The organism is Reyranella sp. (assembly GCF_004296935.1).
GTDB lineage: Bacteria > Pseudomonadota > Alphaproteobacteria > Reyranellales > Reyranellaceae > Reyranella.
Genome location: NZ_SCVH01000107.1, coordinates 1 through 15,426, shown reverse-complemented (window position 1 = coordinate 15,426; position 15,426 = coordinate 1). Strand labels below are relative to the sequence as shown.

Annotated in this window: 16 protein-coding genes; 12 read left to right on the top strand and 4 right to left on the bottom strand. The window is 66.8% G+C overall.

Going from position 1 to position 15,426, the window contains the following annotated elements; genetic code table 11:
• The 11 genes from EPO55_RS15800 to EPO55_RS15750 form a co-directional block, all read left to right on the top strand.
• Positions 1-576, top strand: a 576-nt coding sequence (locus tag EPO55_RS15800; protein WP_296337929.1) for a dienelactone hydrolase family protein, incomplete at its 5' end; no start/stop codon positions are given.
• Positions 577-599: 23 nt separating this feature from the next.
• Positions 600-1,460: an alpha/beta hydrolase gene (locus tag EPO55_RS15795; protein WP_296337928.1), complete on the top strand. Its 861-nt coding sequence runs from the start codon at positions 600-602 to the stop codon at positions 1,458-1,460.
• 65 nt (positions 1,461-1,525) lie between these two features.
• Positions 1,526-2,425: a YHYH protein gene (locus tag EPO55_RS15790; protein ID WP_296337927.1), complete on the top strand. Its 900-nt coding sequence runs from the start codon at positions 1,526-1,528 to the stop codon at positions 2,423-2,425.
• A 70-nt stretch (positions 2,426-2,495) separates the two neighbouring features.
• Entirely contained in the window at positions 2,496-3,461 is a 966-nt protein-coding gene (gene mdh, locus EPO55_RS15785) for a malate dehydrogenase (protein ID WP_296337925.1), read from the top strand.
• A gap of 166 nt (positions 3,462-3,627) precedes the next feature.
• On the top strand, positions 3,628-4,824 hold the full coding sequence (gene sucC / locus EPO55_RS15780) for an ADP-forming succinate--CoA ligase subunit beta (protein ID WP_296337924.1): 1,197 nt from the start codon (positions 3,628-3,630) through the stop codon (positions 4,822-4,824).
• Positions 4,824-5,699: a succinate--CoA ligase subunit alpha gene (gene sucD / locus EPO55_RS15775; protein ID WP_296337922.1), complete on the top strand. Its 876-nt coding sequence runs from the start codon at positions 4,824-4,826 to the stop codon at positions 5,697-5,699. The genes sucC and sucD overlap by 1 nt, the downstream gene beginning before the upstream one ends.
• Before the next feature lie 64 nt (positions 5,700-5,763).
• A complete protein-coding gene (locus EPO55_RS15770) occupies positions 5,764-8,661 on the top strand; it encodes a 2-oxoglutarate dehydrogenase E1 component (RefSeq protein WP_296337921.1) in 2,898 nt (965 codons plus the stop codon).
• Positions 8,662-8,702: 41 nt separating this feature from the next.
• Positions 8,703-9,932, top strand: coding sequence for a 2-oxoglutarate dehydrogenase complex dihydrolipoyllysine-residue succinyltransferase (gene odhB, locus EPO55_RS15765; RefSeq protein ID WP_296337920.1), 1,230 nt, complete (start codon positions 8,703-8,705; stop codon positions 9,930-9,932).
• 10 nt (positions 9,933-9,942) lie between these two features.
• Positions 9,943-11,355, top strand: a complete 1,413-nt coding sequence (gene lpdA, locus EPO55_RS15760) for a dihydrolipoyl dehydrogenase (RefSeq protein ID WP_296337919.1) — start codon at positions 9,943-9,945, stop codon at positions 11,353-11,355.
• 7 nt (positions 11,356-11,362) lie between these two features.
• The gene (locus tag EPO55_RS15755) at positions 11,363-11,629 is read left to right on the top strand and encodes a hypothetical protein (protein ID WP_296337918.1); all 267 of its coding nucleotides are present in this window, start codon (positions 11,363-11,365) and stop codon (positions 11,627-11,629) included.
• Positions 11,630-11,735: 106 nt separating this feature from the next.
• Positions 11,736-12,308 (top strand): VOC family protein, encoded by a 573-nt coding sequence (locus tag EPO55_RS15750; RefSeq protein ID WP_296337916.1) that lies wholly within the window; start codon positions 11,736-11,738, stop codon positions 12,306-12,308.
• A 43-nt stretch (positions 12,309-12,351) separates the two neighbouring features.
• Here EPO55_RS15750 and EPO55_RS15745 read toward each other — a convergent pair whose 3' ends face one another.
• The 3 genes from EPO55_RS15745 to EPO55_RS15735 are packed head-to-tail and all read right to left on the bottom strand — an operon-like array spanning position 12,352 to position 13,575.
• Positions 12,352-12,768, bottom strand: coding sequence for a GFA family protein (locus EPO55_RS15745; RefSeq protein ID WP_296337915.1), 417 nt, complete (start codon positions 12,766-12,768; stop codon positions 12,352-12,354).
• Position 12,769: 1 nt separating this feature from the next.
• Entirely contained in the window at positions 12,770-13,249 is a 480-nt protein-coding gene (locus EPO55_RS15740; RefSeq protein ID WP_296337914.1) for an SRPBCC domain-containing protein, read from the bottom strand.
• The gene (locus EPO55_RS15735; RefSeq protein ID WP_296337913.1) at positions 13,246-13,575 is read right to left on the bottom strand and encodes a metalloregulator ArsR/SmtB family transcription factor; all 330 of its coding nucleotides are present in this window, start codon (positions 13,573-13,575) and stop codon (positions 13,246-13,248) included. Before EPO55_RS15735 ends, EPO55_RS15740 begins: the two co-directional genes overlap by 4 nt.
• A gap of 112 nt (positions 13,576-13,687) precedes the next feature.
• Here EPO55_RS15735 and EPO55_RS15730 point away from each other — a divergent pair, with 112 nt between their 5' ends.
• Positions 13,688-14,845 carry an MFS transporter gene (locus tag EPO55_RS15730; RefSeq protein ID WP_296337911.1) on the top strand — a complete coding sequence of 386 codons (1,158 nt, stop codon included), beginning with the start codon at positions 13,688-13,690 and terminating at the stop codon, positions 14,843-14,845.
• A gap of 81 nt (positions 14,846-14,926) precedes the next feature.
• Here the strand turns inward: EPO55_RS15730 and EPO55_RS15725 are convergent.
• On the bottom strand, positions 14,927-15,426 hold a 500-nt coding region (locus tag EPO55_RS15725; protein ID WP_296337909.1), incomplete at its 5' end, for a Crp/Fnr family transcriptional regulator.

Below are 15,426 nucleotides of genomic sequence, written 5' to 3'. Positions count from 1 at the left end.
GCCGGCTACTGCGCCATCGCGCCGGAGCTCTATTTCCGCCAGGGCGACGCCAAGGGCTACACCGAGATGCCCAAGCTGATCGCCGAGATCGTGGCCAAGGTGCCGGACGAGCAGGTCATGGGCGATCTCGATTCCTCGGTGGCTTTCGTCAAGGGCGAAGGCAAGGCCGATACCGCCAAGCTCGGCATCACCGGCTTCTGCTGGGGCGGCCGCATCACCTGGCTCTATGACGCGCACAATCCCGCAGTGAAGGCGGGGGTGGCGTGGTACGGCCGCGTCGTCGGCGATGCCACGCCGCTCACGCTCAAGCATCCGCTCGACATCGCCAAGAATCTCAACGGTCCCGTGCTCGGCCTCTACGGCGGCGCCGACACCGGCATCCCGAACGACACCGTCGACAAGATGCGCGCGGCCCTCAAGGAAGGCAGTGCCGCTGCCAAGAAGTCGGAGATCATCACCTATCCCGACACGCCGCACGCCTTCGACGCCGACTATCGCCCGAGCTACCGCAAGGATCAGGCGGAAGACGGCTGGAAGCGCGCGCTCGCCTGGTTCAAGGCCAACGGCGTCGGCTGATTGACGCCAAGGTCGGCAAGCAAATGGCCGGGACCATCGGCTTGAAAACGCGATCGGGCCTGACATTCACCGCGGATGTCGCGGGCCCGATCGACGGACCGCTCGTGCTGTTGCTGCACGGGTTTCCCGAATCGAGGCACAGCTGGCGCGGGGCTCTCCCCGGACTGGCGGCGGCGGGCTATCGCTGCGTGGCGCCCGACCAGCGCGGCTATTCGCCGGGGGCGCGGCCCGATCCCGCCGACCTCGCCAACTACGCTTTCGACAGGCTGGTGGATGACGCGATCGAGATCGCCGCGGCCGCCGGCTACGACGGGAAGCGCTTCCACCTTGTCGGCCATGACTGGGGCGGGCAGGTGTCGTGGGGCGTGGCGGGCAAATATCCCGAGCGCCTCGTATCGCTCACCATCCTGTCACGGCCGCACCCGAAATCGTTTCGCCGAGCGCTCCTGAAGGAGGACGGCGACCAGAAGCACCGCTCGCGGCACCACAGGGCCTTCCTCGAACCCGAGACCGGCAAGCTGCTGCTGGCCGACAATGCCAAACGCCTGCGCGATGGCCTGTTCGGACAAGGCGTGCCGTCGGCCGCCCTCGAGGAGCATCTTTCCGTGCTCGGCAATCCGGCGGCGCTGGAGGCGGCGCTCGCCTGGTATCGTTCCAACAAGGGCCTGGCCGCCGACATCGGCACCATCCGGGTCCCGACGCTCTACATCTGGGGTGACGCCGACGCGACCGTCGGACCCGACGCCGCGCGCGGTACGGGCGAGTTCGTGGGCGCGGCCTATGCCATGGAAGTGCTGCCGGATGTCGGTCATTTCGTGATGGACCAGGCGCCCACCCGCGCGACGGAACTGCTGCTCGCCCATCTGAAACGTCATCCCGTCTGAGGGATATCGGGCTTCCTCATTGCGTAGTCCTTGTTGCTTAGTCCAAGCGCAACGAAGGAGCGCTGATGCGCATTGCATGGATCGGCGCAGTGGCGGCCGTCATCGCGGCCGGCCCCGCCAAGGCGCATGGCGACCACGACACCGGCACACCGGCGGGCGCGGCTCGGCAGGACAGCTGGTGGCTCGACCTCGTGCCGCGCGCGGCGGCGGCGCAGCAGATGGAAGTCGACGAGCGCCAGGGTGTTCGCCTCATCCGTGCCGATGGGCTGCCCGATCACGCCACCGGCCAGTTCCCGAACCGGGGCAATCCCAATCGCATCTCGGCGCAGAGCTACTATTTCCGCGTTCCGCTGCGGCCGGCAAAGACCGGCCGCGTCGTGTTCTATCGGCCGAACCATCTGTTCGGCGTGGCGCTGAACGGCGTGGTGTTCGATCCCAATACCGCCGAATACTGGAACGACGACCGCCGGTCGGGATGGATGATCGAGGCATTATCCGGTGCGCGGCCGCTCGGTATGGACCAGAACAACGCCCATGTGCAGCCCGACGGGTCGTACCACTATCATGGCGTGCCGACCGGGCTGGTCGATCGGCTGGCGAGGGGCGGCAAGCCAGTCATGATCGGCTGGGCGGCGGACGGCTTTCCCATCTACGCGCAGGCCGGTCTGCGGCCGAGCTGGCGGCTGAAGAGCGCGCGCGATGCCGGCGGTCCCGGCGGCCGGCCCGATGGCACCTATGCTCCCGACTATGAATATGTCCGAGGGCTGGGCGACCTCGACGAGTGCAACGGCCGCGAGGGCGCGACCGCGGAGTTTCCACAAGGCACATATTACTACGTGGTGACGCTGCAATTTCCCTTCGTGCCGCGATGCTTTGCCGGCATGCCCGACGGCAGCTTCCAGAAGCAGGGCGGGCCACACCAGGGCGGCGGCCGTCCGCCACGCGGCGGCCCGCCGCCCCGGTGAGTCCCGCCTTCTTGCCGCTCCCGCGGAATCGCGCTACCACGCGCCGCCTTCACGAACGGGAGTTTTTCGCATGGCTCGCAAGAAGATCGCGCTGATCGGCGCCGGACAGATTGGCGGCACCCTGGCGCTGCTCGCCGGCCAGAAGGAACTGGGCGACATCGTCCTGTTCGACGTCCCGGCCGCCGAGGGCGTGGCCAAGGGCAAGGCGCTCGACATCGCCCAGCTCAGCCCGGTCGAGGGCTTCGACGCCAAGTACAGCGGCACGTCGGACTACAAGGACATCGAGGGCGCCGACGTCGTGATCGTGACCGCGGGCGTCCCGCGCAAGCCCGGCATGACCCGCGACGACCTGGTCGGCATCAACGCCAAGGTCATCGACTCCGTCGGCAAGGGCATCAAGCAGCACGCCCCCAACGCCTTCGTCATCGTCATCACCAACCCGCTCGATGCCATGGTCGGATTGATGCAGGAAGTCACCGGCTTCCCGCCGGCCCGCGTCGTCGGCATGGCCGGCGTCCTCGACAGCGCCCGCTTCCGCTCGTTTCTCGCCGAAGAGTTCAATGTATCGGTCGAGGACGTGACGGCCTTCGTCCTGGGCGGCCATGGCGACACCATGGTGCCGCTGCTGCGCTATTCGACGGTCGGCGGCATCTCCCTGCACGACCTGGTCGACATGGGCTGGACCACCAAGGAGCGGCTCGAACAGATCGTCCAGCGCACCCGTGACGGCGGCGCCGAGATCGTGGCCCACCTCAAGACCGGCTCGGCCTTCTATGCGCCGGCCGCGTCGGCCATCGCCATGGCCGAGTCCTTCCTCAAGGACAAGAAGCGCATGATCCCCTGTGCCGCCATGCTGAACGGCGAATACGGGGTCAAGGGCCTCTACATCGGCGTGCCGGTCGTCATCGGCGCCAAGGGCGTGGAGCGCATCGTCGAGGTCGAATTCAACGCCGAGGAAAAGGCGATGTTCGACAAGTCGGTGGCAGCCGTCCGGTCGCTGATCGACGCCACCAACAAGATCGTCGGTCGCACCTGATTCGAGAGCGGTCCTAGACTTTGGTCGAATGACCCAAAAGGATCATCAGTCCGTCGTTGCCAATGCGCTGTGGCGTCCATAAAGTGCCGCAGCCATTGGTCAGTTGCGTTTTACAACTAAGTGGTTGTGCACGCTTCTTGCAGCCAGTCCCGAACGATAGGACTCCATGAATATCCACGAATATCAGGCCAAGGTCCTGCTGGCCAAATTTGCCGTCCCCCTGCTCAAGGGTGGCGTCGCCTATACCAGGGACGAGGCCATGGACGTTGCCCGCAAGCTGGGCAGCGCGGTGACCGTGGTGAAGTCGCAGATCCACGCTGGTGGGCGCGGCAAGGGCCGCTTCAAGAACGATCCCGACGGCAAGGGCGGGGTGCGCCTCGCCAAGTCGGTCGACGAGGTCGGCGCCAACGCCGCGGCCATGCTCGGCCACGAGCTGGTCACCAAGCAGACCGGACCGGCCGGCAAGACGGTCAAGCGGCTCTATATCGAGGAAGGCTGCGACATCAAACGCGAGCTCTACCTCTCGCTGCTGGTCGACCGCGCCGCAGGCCGGGTCGCCGTCATCGCCTCGACCGAAGGCGGCATGGACATCGAAACGGTGGCGCACGAGACGCCGCAGAAGATCGTCAAGCAGGCGGTCGATCCCGCCGCCGGCTTCCAGGGCTATCAGGGCCGCAAGATCGCCTTTGCGCTCGGCCTCCAGGGCAAGCAGGTCGGTGCCTTCGTGGCACTGCTCGGCAATCTCTACCGCGCCTTCACCGAGCTCGACTGCTCGCTGATCGAGATCAATCCGCTGGTCGTGACGGCGGCCGGCGACGTGATCGCCCTCGACGCCAAGATGACCTTCGACGACAACGCGCTCTACCGGCATACCGAGCTCGAGGCGCTGCGCGATCTCGACGAGGAGGATCCGGCCGAGACCGAGGCCGGCAAGTACGCGCTGAACTACGTGAAGCTCGACGGCCAGATCGGCTGCATGGTGAACGGTGCCGGCCTCGCCATGGCCACCATGGACATCATCAAGCTCTATGGCTCGGCGCCCGCCAACTTCCTCGACGTCGGCGGCGGCGCCACCAAGGAGCGCGTGACGGCGGCATTCAAGATCATCCTCAAGGACTCCAACGTCGAGGGCATCCTGGTCAACATCTTCGGCGGCATCATGCGCTGTGATGTGATCGCCGAGGGCGTGGTCGCCGCGGCGCGCGAAGTGAATCTGCACGTGCCGCTGGTCGTGCGGCTGGAAGGCACCAACGTCGATCTCGGCAAGAAGATCCTGAAAGAGTCGGGTCTCAAGATCACCTCGGCGGAAAACCTCGCCGACGCCGCCGAGAAGATCGTCAAGGCCGTCAAGGAGGCCAACTGATGGCCGTGCTGGTCGACAAGAACACCAAGGTCATCTGCCAGGGCTTCACCGGCAGCCAGGGCACTTTCCATTCCGAGCAGGCAATCGCCTACGGCACCAAGATGGTGGGCGGCGTGACGCCGGGCAAAGGCGGCACCACCCATCTCGATCTGCCGGTGTTCGACACCGTGGCCGAGGCGGTGGCCAAGACCGGCGCCACGGCGAGCGTGATCTACGTGCCGGCGCCCTATGCCGCCGATTCGATCCTGGAAGCCGTCGATGCCGAGATCCCGCTGGTGGTATGCATCACCGAGGGCATCCCGGTGCTCGACATGGTCAAGGTGAAGCGGGCGCTCACGGGCTCGAAGTCGCGCCTGATCGGACCCAACTGCCCCGGCGTCATCACGCCCGGCGAGTGCAAGATCGGCATCATGCCGGGCCACATCCACAAGCGCGGCAGGATCGGCATCATCTCGCGCTCGGGCACGCTCACCTACGAGGCGGTGGCCCAGACCACGGCCGCGGGCCTCGGCCAGACGACCTGCATCGGCATCGGCGGCGATCCGGTGAACGGCACCAACTTCGTCGAGTGCCTGGAGATGCTGCTGGCCGACCCCGAGACCCAGGGCATCGTCATGATCGGCGAGATCGGCGGCGATGCCGAGGTTAAGGGCGCCGAGTTCATCAAGGCTTCGAAGACCAAGAAGCCGGTTGTCGGCTTCATCGCCGGCCGCACCGCGCCGCCCGGCCGCCGCATGGGCCATGCCGGCGCGGTGATCTCGGGCGGCCAGGACACGGCCGAATTCAAGGTCGACTTCATGCGTTCCGTCGGCATCAAGGTGGCGGATTCTCCCGCCGCACTGGGCGAGGAAATGCTGAAGGCCATGAAGGGCTGACAAGCGAACCGCCGCCCAGCCTCTGCCAGGCGGCCAGCGTAGACAGGCCAAGGAGTACCGGGCCATGAGAGCAGAACAGACATCGTTCCTGTTCGGCGCCAATGCGCCATTCATCGAAGAGCTTTACGCGCGCTACCAGGGCGATCCCGATGCCGTCGACCGGGATTGGCAGACCTTCTTCGCGGCGCTGGCCGAGGAGAAGGCTGACGTGCTGGCGGAGACGCGCGGCGCCAGCTGGGCGCCCAATGGCGCCCGGGTGATCGGCGCGGCCGATGCAGACGTGCCCAGGCCTGCCGCCAACCGCAACGTGAAAGGCGGCAACGGCGCCGCAGCCATGCCGCTTGCCGGCAAGACCGAGGCCGAGATCCGCGCCGCCGCCCAGGACACGGCGCGAGCGCTGATGCTGATCCGCGCCTACCGCATCCGCGGCCATCTCGAGGCCGATCTCGATCCGCTGGGCCTTGTCCGCCAGGCGCCGCACCGAGAGCTCGATCCCGTGACCTACGGCTTTGGCGAGGGTGATTGGGACCGCCCGGTCCTGATCTTCGGCTCGCTGGCGCTGGGCGAGGCCGCGACGCTCCGCCAGATCATGGACCGACTGCGCAAGACCTATTGCGGGCGCATTGGCGTCGAGTTCATGCACATCAGCGATCCCGACCAGAAGGCCTGGATCCAGGAGCGCATCGAGCACATCGAGAACCACACCGAGTTCACGGTCGAGGGCCGCAAGATGATCCTGCAGCGGGTCGTCGAGGCCGAGGGGCTGGAGCGCTACCTCGGCGTGAAATTCGTCGGCACCAAACGCTTCGGCCTCGACGGCGGCGAATCGCTGATCGCCGGCATCGAGCAGATCCTGAAGCGCGGCGGCCAGCTCGGCGTGCGCGACGTGGTGATCGGCATGCCGCACCGCGGCCGCCTCAACACCCTCGTGCACGTCATGCACAAGAGCTACACCGCGCTGTTCTCCGAATTCCAGGGCCGGTCCTCGCAGCCCGAGGAAATGCGCGGCTCGGGCGACGTGAAGTATCACCTCGGCGCCTCGGCCGACCGCGAGTTCGACGGCAACGTCATCCACCTCTCGCTGGCGCCCAATCCCTCGCATCTCGAGGCGGTGAATCCGGTGGTGCTGGGCAAGGCGCGCGCCAAGGAGGACCAGCGCGGCGACACGGACCGCAGCCAGGTCCTCGCCATCCTGATGCACGGCGACGCGGCCTTCGCCGGCCAGGGGCTGGTGGCCGAGAGCCTCGATCTCAGCGATCTCGGCGGCTACCGCATCGGCGGCACCATCCATTTCGTGGTCAACAACCAGATCGGCTTCACGACCTTGCCGACCTATTCGCGGTCCGGCCCCTACTGCACCGAAGTCGCCAAGATCGTGCAAGCGCCGATCCTGCACGTGAACGGCGACGATCCCGAGGCCGTGGTCCACGTCTCGCGCATCGCCACCGAATTCCGCCAGCACTTCAAGCGCGACGTCGTCATCGACATGTTCTGCTACCGCCGGCATGGCCACAACGAGGCCGACGAGCCGATGTTCACCCAGCCGCTGATGTACAAGGAGATCGGCGGCCACAAGACGGTGAAGGAAGTCTATGCCGGCCGCCTCGAGGCCGAGGGCGTGGTGAGCGCCGCCGAGGTGGCGGCGATGGACGCGGCCCTGCGTGAAAAGCTCGACAAGGCGCTGGAGGCCGCGACCAACTACAAGCCCAACAAGGCCGACTGGCTCGAAGGCAAGTGGGCGGGCTTCACCGTCGCGCCGGGCGAGGAGGACCGCAAGGGCGTGACCGCGGTCGATCTCGAGCAGCTCATGGCGGTCGGCCGCGCGCTCTCCGAGGCGCCCAAGAACTTCGACCTCAACCGCAAGATCGCGCGCCAGCTCCAGGAGAAGCGCAAGACCATCGACACCGGAGAGAACATCGACTGGGCGACCGGCGAGGCGCTCGCCTGGGGCACCTTGCTGGCCGAGGGCACGCCGGTGCGCCTCAGCGGCCAGGATTCCGGCCGCGGCACCTTCTCGCAACGCCATTCGGTGCTGGTCGACCAGACCACCGAGGCGAAATACATCCCGCTCAACCACGTGGCGTCCGAGCAGGCCCACATCGAGATCATCGACAGTCCGCTGAACGAAGCGGGCGTGCTGGGCTTCGAGTACGGCTATTCGTCGGCCGAGCCCAATGCGCTGGTGTTGTGGGAGGCGCAGTTCGGCGATTTCGCCAACGGCGCGCAGGTCATCATCGACCAGTTCATCTGCTCCGGCGAGAGCAAGTGGCTGCGCATGAACGGCCTCGTGATGCTGCTGCCGCACGGCTACGAGGGCCAGGGGCCGGAGCACAGCTCGGCCCGGCTCGAGCGCTACCTCCAGCTTTCCGCCGAGGACAACTGGCAGGTGATCAATCCGACGACGCCGGCCAACTACTTCCACGCGCTGCGCCGCCAGATGCGTCGCTCCTTCCGCAAGCCGCTGATCGTCATGACGCCGAAGTCGCTGCTGCGCCACAAGGAGTGCGTGTCGACCCTGGCGGATTTCGGGCCGGGCTCGTCGTTCCGGCGCATCCTGGCCGAGACCGACCAGCTCGCCGATCCGGCCAGTGTCCGCCGCGTCGTGCTTTGCTCGGGAAAGGTCTATTTCGATCTCGTGGCCGAGCGCCGCAAGCGCAAGATCGACGACATCGCCATCCTGCGCATCGAGCAGCTCTATCCGTTCCCGTTCAGCCGGCTGGGCCTCAGGCTCGCGCACTATCCCAATGCCGAAGTGGTGTGGTGCCAGGAGGAGCCCGAGAACATGGGCGCCTGGCATTTCATCGATCGCCGCATCGAGCGCGCCCTGTCGGGCGCCAACGTGAAGGCCAAGCGCCCGGTCTATATCGGCCGGCCCGAGGCGGCGTCGCCCGCCACGGGCTCGGCGCGCACGCATCTCAAGGAACAGGCCGATCTGGTCGACCGCGCGCTGACACTCAGCTAGGCGCGGGCAGCTAGGCGCGGGAAGAGAAGGGGTTTTTCGTCATGGCCGTCGAGATCAAGGTCCCGGCACTGGGTGAATCGGTCACCGAGGCAACCGTCGCCAAGTGGCTGGTGAAGGTGGGAGACGCGGTGGCGGTCGATCAGCCGCTGTGCGAGCTCGAGACCGACAAGGTCACGGTCGAGGTCAATGCCTCGGTGGCCGGCAGCATCGCCGATCTCGCCGTCGCCGAAGGCGCCACCATCCAGGTCGGCGCCGTGCTCTGCCACATCGAGGCGGGAGCAGGGGGAGCCGCCGCCGCGCCGAAGCCCGCCGCCGCCGCGCCGCCGCCGAAGCCTGCCGCGCCAACTCCGGCTGCCGCACCCACACCGGCCGGCGCCAACCTCGCCGCCTCCGGTCCCGCTGCGCGCAAGCTCGCCGAGGAGACGGGCATTGTGGCGTCGGCGATCCAGCCCACGGGCAAGGACGGCCGCGCCACCAAGGAAGACGTGCTGGCGGCCCTTGCGTCGGTGCCGGCGCCGAGCGCACCTGCCGCCGCCAGGCCCGCCGCACCGTCCGGACCGCGGCCGCGCGCCGAGCGCGAGGAGCGGGTGCGCATGACGCGTCTGCGCCGCACCATCGCCAACCGCCTCAAGGAGGCGCAGAACACCGCCGCCATGCTCACCACCTTCAACGAGGTGGACATGACCAACGTGATGGCGCTGCGCGAGCGGCTGAAGGAGGATTTCGAGAAGAAGCACGGCGCGCGGCTGGGCTTCATGTCGTTCTTCGTGAAAGCCTGCATCGCCGGCCTCAAGGAACTGCCGTCGGTCAATGCCGAGATCGAGGGCGACGAGCTGGTCTACAAGAACTACTACGACATCGGCGTCGCCGTCGGCACGCCGCAGGGCCTGGTCGTGCCGGTGCTGCGCGATGCCGACGCGCTCGACTTCGCCGGCATCGAGAAGGGCATCGGCGAGCTCGGCCGCAAGGCGCGCGACGGCAAGCTCTCGATCGCCGACCTGACGGGCGGCACCTTCACCATCTCCAACGGCGGCGTCTACGGCTCGCTGATGTCGACGCCGATCCTCAATCCGCCGCAGTCCGGCATCCTCGGCATGCACAAGATCCAGCAGCGCCCTATGGTCGTGGGCGGCGAGATCAAGGCGCGGCCGATGATGTATCTCGCGATGTCGTACGATCACCGCATCATCGACGGCCGCGAGGCCGTGCTGTTCCTGGTGCGGGTCAAGGAATGCATCGAAGATCCCGAGCGGCTGCTGCTCGGCGTGTGAGGACAGGGTCATGGCGAACGAAACCTTCGACCTCGTCGTGATCGGTGCCGGCCCGGGCGGTTATGTGGCGGCGATCCGCGCCGCCCAGCTCGGGATGAAGGTGGCGGTCGTCGAAAAGAACGCGACCTTGGGCGGCACCTGCCTCAACGTCGGCTGCATCCCCTCCAAGGCGCTGCTGCAATCCTCGCATCTGTTCGAGGAGACGGGCCACGATCTCGCGGCGCACGGCATCGTGGTCGGTGCGCCCACGCTCGATTTCGCCCAGATGATGAAGCGCAAGGCCGAGGTGGTGGGTGCCACCACCAAGGGCATCGAGTTCCTGTTCAAGAAGAACAAGATCACCTGGCTGCAGGGGATGGGCCGCATCGACGCCGCCGGCAAGGTTTCGGTGGTCGGCCCCGACGGTGCCGTGAAGGACACGGCCACGGCCAGGAACATCCTGATTGCCGCCGGGTCGGAAGTGACGCCGCTGCCCGGCGTCGCCATCGACGAGAAGAAGATCGTTTCCTCGACCGGCGCGCTCGAGCTCGCCCAAGTGCCCAAGCGCCTGGTCGTGGTCGGCGCCGGCATCATCGGCCTCGAGCTGGGCTCGGTGTGGCGCCGCCTCGGCAGCGACGTGACGGTGGTCGAATTCCTCGATCGCATCACGCCGGGCGTCGACGACGAGGTCACCAAGTTCCTCCAGCGCGCGCTCACCAAGCAGGGGCTGAAGTTCAAGCTGGGCTCGAAGGTGACGAAGGCGGAAACATCGGACGCCGGTGTCACGCTCACGGTCGAGCCGGCAAAAGGCGGCGCTGCGGAAACGCTGCAGGCCGACATCGTGCTGGTCTCGATCGGCCGCCGGCCCTACGTGGCCGGCCTCGGCCTCGACAAGGCGGGGGTGAAGCTCACGGAACGCGGGCGCATCGCCGTCGATGCGCACTTCCAGACCTCGGTGCCCGGCATCTACGCCATCGGCGACGTGATCGACGGGCCCATGCTCGCCCACAAGGCGAGCGAGGACGGCATCGCCTGCGTGGAAACGCTGGCGGGTCAGAAGGGCCACGTGAACTGGGATCTGGTGCCGTCGGTCGTCTACACCCAGCCCGAGGTGGCCTGGGTCGGCAAGACCGAGGAACAACTGAAAGCCGCGGGCGTTGCCTACAAGGTCGGAAAATATCCTTTCACCGCCGACCCGCGCAGCCGCGCGAACGGGGCGACGGAGGGCTTCGTGAAGGTATTGTCCGACAAGGCCACCGACCGCGTGCTGGGCGTCCACATCTTCGGCGCCGAGGCCGGCACCATGATCGGAGAGGCCGGAATCGCCATGGAATTCGCAGCCTCGGCCGAGGACATCGGTCGCGTCTGCCACGCCCATCCGACCGTCAACGAGGCGCTCAAGGAAGCGGCGTTGGCGGCCTGGGAAAAGCCGATCCACCTGTAGGCCCGGGATGCGCAAGCCGCTGATGGCGCTGGCGATCGTGGGCTGTTTCGTGATGTCGGTGGTGGGCGGCCTGCTGCCCATCCTGCAGGGCTGGATCTTCTTCGTGCTGGGCGTCTACCTGCTCGCCACCGAATTCGAGATCGGCCGCATCTGGGTGAAGGCCGGCCGCCGGCACTGGGCGTTCCTCAACCGCTGGATCATCAGGGCCCGCGACCACAAATGGGCGCCGAGCCACCTCAAGGAATTCGAGGATCTGACCGACCCGACCAAGTGACTGTCGGCTCTCCGTCATGCTCCTCTCCCCCGATAGGGGGAGAGGAGCATGATGCCTTGGCGCCCGGTTTGGCGCTATGATCGGGGTCCAGGATGGAGGAAACGCCATGGACAAGCCGGTCACACCGCGCGGCATCAACCACCTCGTGCTCAACGTCCGCGACATCGAGGAGTCGCACCGCTTCTGGACGGAGATCGTGGGCTTTCGCCAGGTCGGCCAGCTGACGCCGACCAAGGACCGCCCCAACCCGCCCAAGATGCGCTTCTACTCGGGCGTCCGCGAGGACGGCACCAGCCACCACCACGACGTCGCCCTGGTCGAGAACCGCGACCTGCCGCCGCCGCCCAAGGATTGGGCGATGTTCGGCATGCCGGTGGCGGTGAACCACATCGCCATCACCATGCCGAGCCGCGAGGCCTGGCTGGAGCATCTCACCTATCTGCAGAACAAGGGCGTGAAGTTCGACCGCCGCGTCGAGCACGGCATGACCCACAGCCTCTACATCCACGATCCCAACGGCTACGGCGTCGAGTTCGTCTACGACCTGCCGAAGGAAGTCTGGCAGGGCGACATCAACGCCGCGCTCAACTTCGTGAAAGTCCTGCCGACCGAGGGCGCCGAGGCGCTCGACGACCGCACGCACGGCGTCCCGACTTTTGGTGCAGGCGCGACGACCTAGCCACTTCGTCTCCTCCCCCGTCTCATGGGGGAGGAAGGTTGAGTCACCTGGGCGGCATCCTGTCGAATTTCGGCAAGGCCGGATCGACGTGATCCCAGGCGTGGCCGCGCACGCCATAGAACACCATTTGCGGCTTGTATCGGCCTGGATCGTCAAGGCTGGCCGCGTGTACGGTGAAGAGATCGGGCATCGCCGCAAACGTGAGATAGACCGGTGATCCGCAGGTCGGGCAGAAGGCGCGCGTCTTTACGTTGCCGCTGTCGCTGGCGATGTCCCAATGCGTCGCGTCGCCCGTGAGCTTCACGCTCTTCCTGCCCGGAAAGGTCAGGTAGGAGCCGTGCCCGGTGCCGCTCTTGCGCTGACAGTCGCGGCACTGGCAGTCGGCCATCACCATCGGTTCGCCGGGGATTTCATAGCGGATCGCACCACAGGCGCAGCCGCCGGTATAGGTCTTGCTCATGTCAGTCCTCCTGCTCGGCCGCGATGCTGTCGAGAGTGCGGACGACCTTCTTCCATCCGTCGCTCATGCCCCTGAAAGCAGTCTCGTTCTGCGGGAGCACGAAGCCGGAATGGACGAGGCGAAGGCGGGTTCCGTTCCCGGCCCCGGTTCCAGCTGGCGACAGCGTCCAGGTGACGACTGTGTCCAGCGGCGCGCCGTAGCCGACATTTCCCTCGTGCCCGCCTTTCCAGGCATAGACGAAGCGCTCGTTCGGTTTCACCTCCAGTACCCGGCAGTGAATGGTGCCGTCCCATGCGCCGGCCGGCGTCGTCTTCATCGTGAAGCCCTTGCCCTCCACCGGCTCGAACCCGGTCGGCGCCATGAGCCAACGGCCCATCAGCGCGCCCGAAGTCAGCACCTTCCAGATCGTCTCCGCTGCATGCGGGAAGACCTCGTCGACCACGATGTCCTGGCGGTCGGATTTCAATGCGGCGTCGTTCATGGATCGATTTCCTTGAGAAGGGTTCGGAGGTCGGCGAACCGGTCGTGCCAGAAGACGCCGTAGTGGCTCATCCAGTCCACGAGCGGGGCGAGGCCCTCAGGCTGGGCCCGATAAAAGACGTTCCGGCCCTGGGCGCGCTCGGCGACCAGGCCGGCCTGCTTCAGTGACTTGAGGTGCTGGGAGATGGCGCCCTGCGTCACGCCGCTCCCTCGCGTCAGCTCGACCACGGTGATCTCGTCGGAGCCGACGATGCGCTCGAACACTGCCCGCCGGGTGGGGTCGGCGAGCGTGCGCATGACGGCGTTGATGGCAGCAGCTTCGATCATGCCAATTAATTAGTATTGGCTAATGTATTAGTCAAGGCTAATTCGTTACCTCAATGCGATGCGCCTACACTCCCTCCCAATGAATCTCCGGGGGAAGAGTCTCGTCTTTGCCATGGCGGTGGGGCAGGTCGGCGGGCTGCTGCCGCATGTCGCCGTGCCGTCGACCATGCCGGCGTTCCTGATTCCCGAATGGGGCCTCTCCTATGGTGAGGCCGGCCTGATGGCGAGCGCCTATGCCATTGGCTACATGCTGGCGGCACCCGTCCTCACCACGCTCACCGACCGCCTCGACGGGCGCCGCATCCTCATCCTGGGCTCGCTGCTGAATGCGCTGGGCGCCGTCGGTTTCGGCCTGCTGGCCGACGGCATGGTCTCGGCCATGCTTCTGTGGGCGCTCACCGGCATCGGCTTTGCCGGCTCCTACATGCCGGGGCTGAAGGCGCTTTCCGACCGGCTCGATCCCGGCGAGAGCTCGCGCAGCCTCACCTTCTACACCTCGGCCTTCTCGTTCGGCGTCGGCCTCTCGTTCCTCGCCTGCCAGCTCATCGCCGACGCCTTCGGCTGGCGCTGGGCGTTCATCCTGACCGGCCTGCCGCCGCTCATCATGACTTTCGTCGCCTGGTCGCTGAAGCCGGTGACGCCGGCGCCGCGCGCCGGCCCGCTGCTTGATCTTGGCCCCGCGCTTAGCAACCGCACGGCGCTCGGTTACTCCTTCGCCTACGGCTGCCACTGCTTCGAACTCTACGGCGTGCGCACCTGGCTGGTCGCCTTCTGGGGCTTTGTCGCCGCAAGCGGCGGTGCGCCGCTCGGCGCCGTGGTGGTGAGCGCGCTCTTCACCGCTCTCGCCATGCCCGCCAGCATCCTCGGCAACGAGCTGGCGCTGAAGCTCGGCCGCCACCGCGCCATCACCCTGGTGATGCTGCTCTCGGCCGCCGTGGCGCTCGCCATCGGCTTCACAGCCGGCCTGTCGCCCTGGCTGACCTTGATGCTGATGCTGGTCTACGCCTTCACCGTGCCCGGCGACTCTGGCGCGCTGACCTCTGGCATGGCCGCCGCCGCCGACCCCAGGTTCCGCGGCGCCAGCATGGCGGTCCATTCCACCGTGGGCTTCGCCTTCACCGCCGCCGGCGGCTGGGTGATCGGCGTCGCACTCGACCTGGCGGGCGGCGTCAGCCAGCCCGGGGCCTGGACTTTGGCTTATGCAGTGATGGCGGCCGGTGCGGCGCTGGGGCCGGTATGCTTGTGGTGGGCGAGGCGGAAATACCCGTAACGCTTGTATCCACACTTCCCCATTGCCTTTGCCCGCGGTTGGGCATCGGCATCACGCCTTCAGGCTTGGATCCGCTGGGTGTCATTGGAGAAAGTCGGCCGCCTCGCGCTGGAGCGTTTCCTTGTGAAAGACATAGTGGTTGGGCAACGGCTTGCGGATGACGTCCCGGCGTTTCCAATCACTCACCGTACGGCTCACACTTTCGCGGGCGACGCCCGCCATCGAGGCGAGGTCGGTCTGCTGGATCTTGTGCACAATTTCGATCCGACCATCGTCGGTTTCCCGGCCGAGATGCTCGGCGAACTGGAGCAGGGCCCGCGCGATGCGCGCCTTCACGGTCAGGAAGCTTGCCGCGGCGGCCTCCTCGTCGGCCTGTCTCAGGCGGGCGACCAGCGTCAGGACGAGGTGGCTATATATTTCCGGATGGTCCTGCAGGCAGGCCTTGAAGGCCGTGCCGCTCACGAAAGCCAGATCGCAGTCCGTGATCGCCTCGACGGTCGCGGATCTCGGCAAGGCGTCGATCATGGCCAGTTCGCCGACGATGGCCCCCGGTCCGAGAATGGCCAAGAGATCGGAAGAGC

Bases quoted from the DNA above. Each gene is read 5' to 3' on its own strand.
- EPO55_RS15795 (WP_296337928.1), top strand. From the start codon at position 600: ATGGCCGGGACCATCGGCTTGAAAACGCGATCGGGCCTGACATTCACC.
- EPO55_RS15790 (WP_296337927.1), top strand. From the start codon at position 1,526: ATGCGCATTGCATGGATCGGCGCAGTGGCGGCCGTCATCGCGGCCGGC.
- mdh (WP_296337925.1), top strand. From the start codon at position 2,496: ATGGCTCGCAAGAAGATCGCGCTGATCGGCGCCGGACAGATTGGCGGC.
- sucC (WP_296337924.1), top strand. From the start codon at position 3,628: ATGAATATCCACGAATATCAGGCCAAGGTCCTGCTGGCCAAATTTGCC.
- sucD (WP_296337922.1), top strand. From the start codon at position 4,824: ATGGCCGTGCTGGTCGACAAGAACACCAAGGTCATCTGCCAGGGCTTC.
- EPO55_RS15770 (WP_296337921.1), top strand. From the start codon at position 5,764: ATGAGAGCAGAACAGACATCGTTCCTGTTCGGCGCCAATGCGCCATTC.
- odhB (WP_296337920.1), top strand. From the start codon at position 8,703: ATGGCCGTCGAGATCAAGGTCCCGGCACTGGGTGAATCGGTCACCGAG.
- lpdA (WP_296337919.1), top strand. From the start codon at position 9,943: ATGGCGAACGAAACCTTCGACCTCGTCGTGATCGGTGCCGGCCCGGGC.
- EPO55_RS15755 (WP_296337918.1), top strand. From the start codon at position 11,363: ATGCGCAAGCCGCTGATGGCGCTGGCGATCGTGGGCTGTTTCGTGATG.
- EPO55_RS15750 (WP_296337916.1), top strand. From the start codon at position 11,736: ATGGACAAGCCGGTCACACCGCGCGGCATCAACCACCTCGTGCTCAAC.
- EPO55_RS15745 (WP_296337915.1), bottom strand. From the start codon at position 12,768: ATGAGCAAGACCTATACCGGCGGCTGCGCCTGTGGTGCGATCCGCTAT.
- EPO55_RS15740 (WP_296337914.1), bottom strand. From the start codon at position 13,249: ATGAACGACGCCGCATTGAAATCCGACCGCCAGGACATCGTGGTCGAC.
- EPO55_RS15735 (WP_296337913.1), bottom strand. From the start codon at position 13,575: ATGATCGAAGCTGCTGCCATCAACGCCGTCATGCGCACGCTCGCCGAC.
- EPO55_RS15730 (WP_296337911.1), top strand. From the start codon at position 13,688: ATGGCGGTGGGGCAGGTCGGCGGGCTGCTGCCGCATGTCGCCGTGCCG.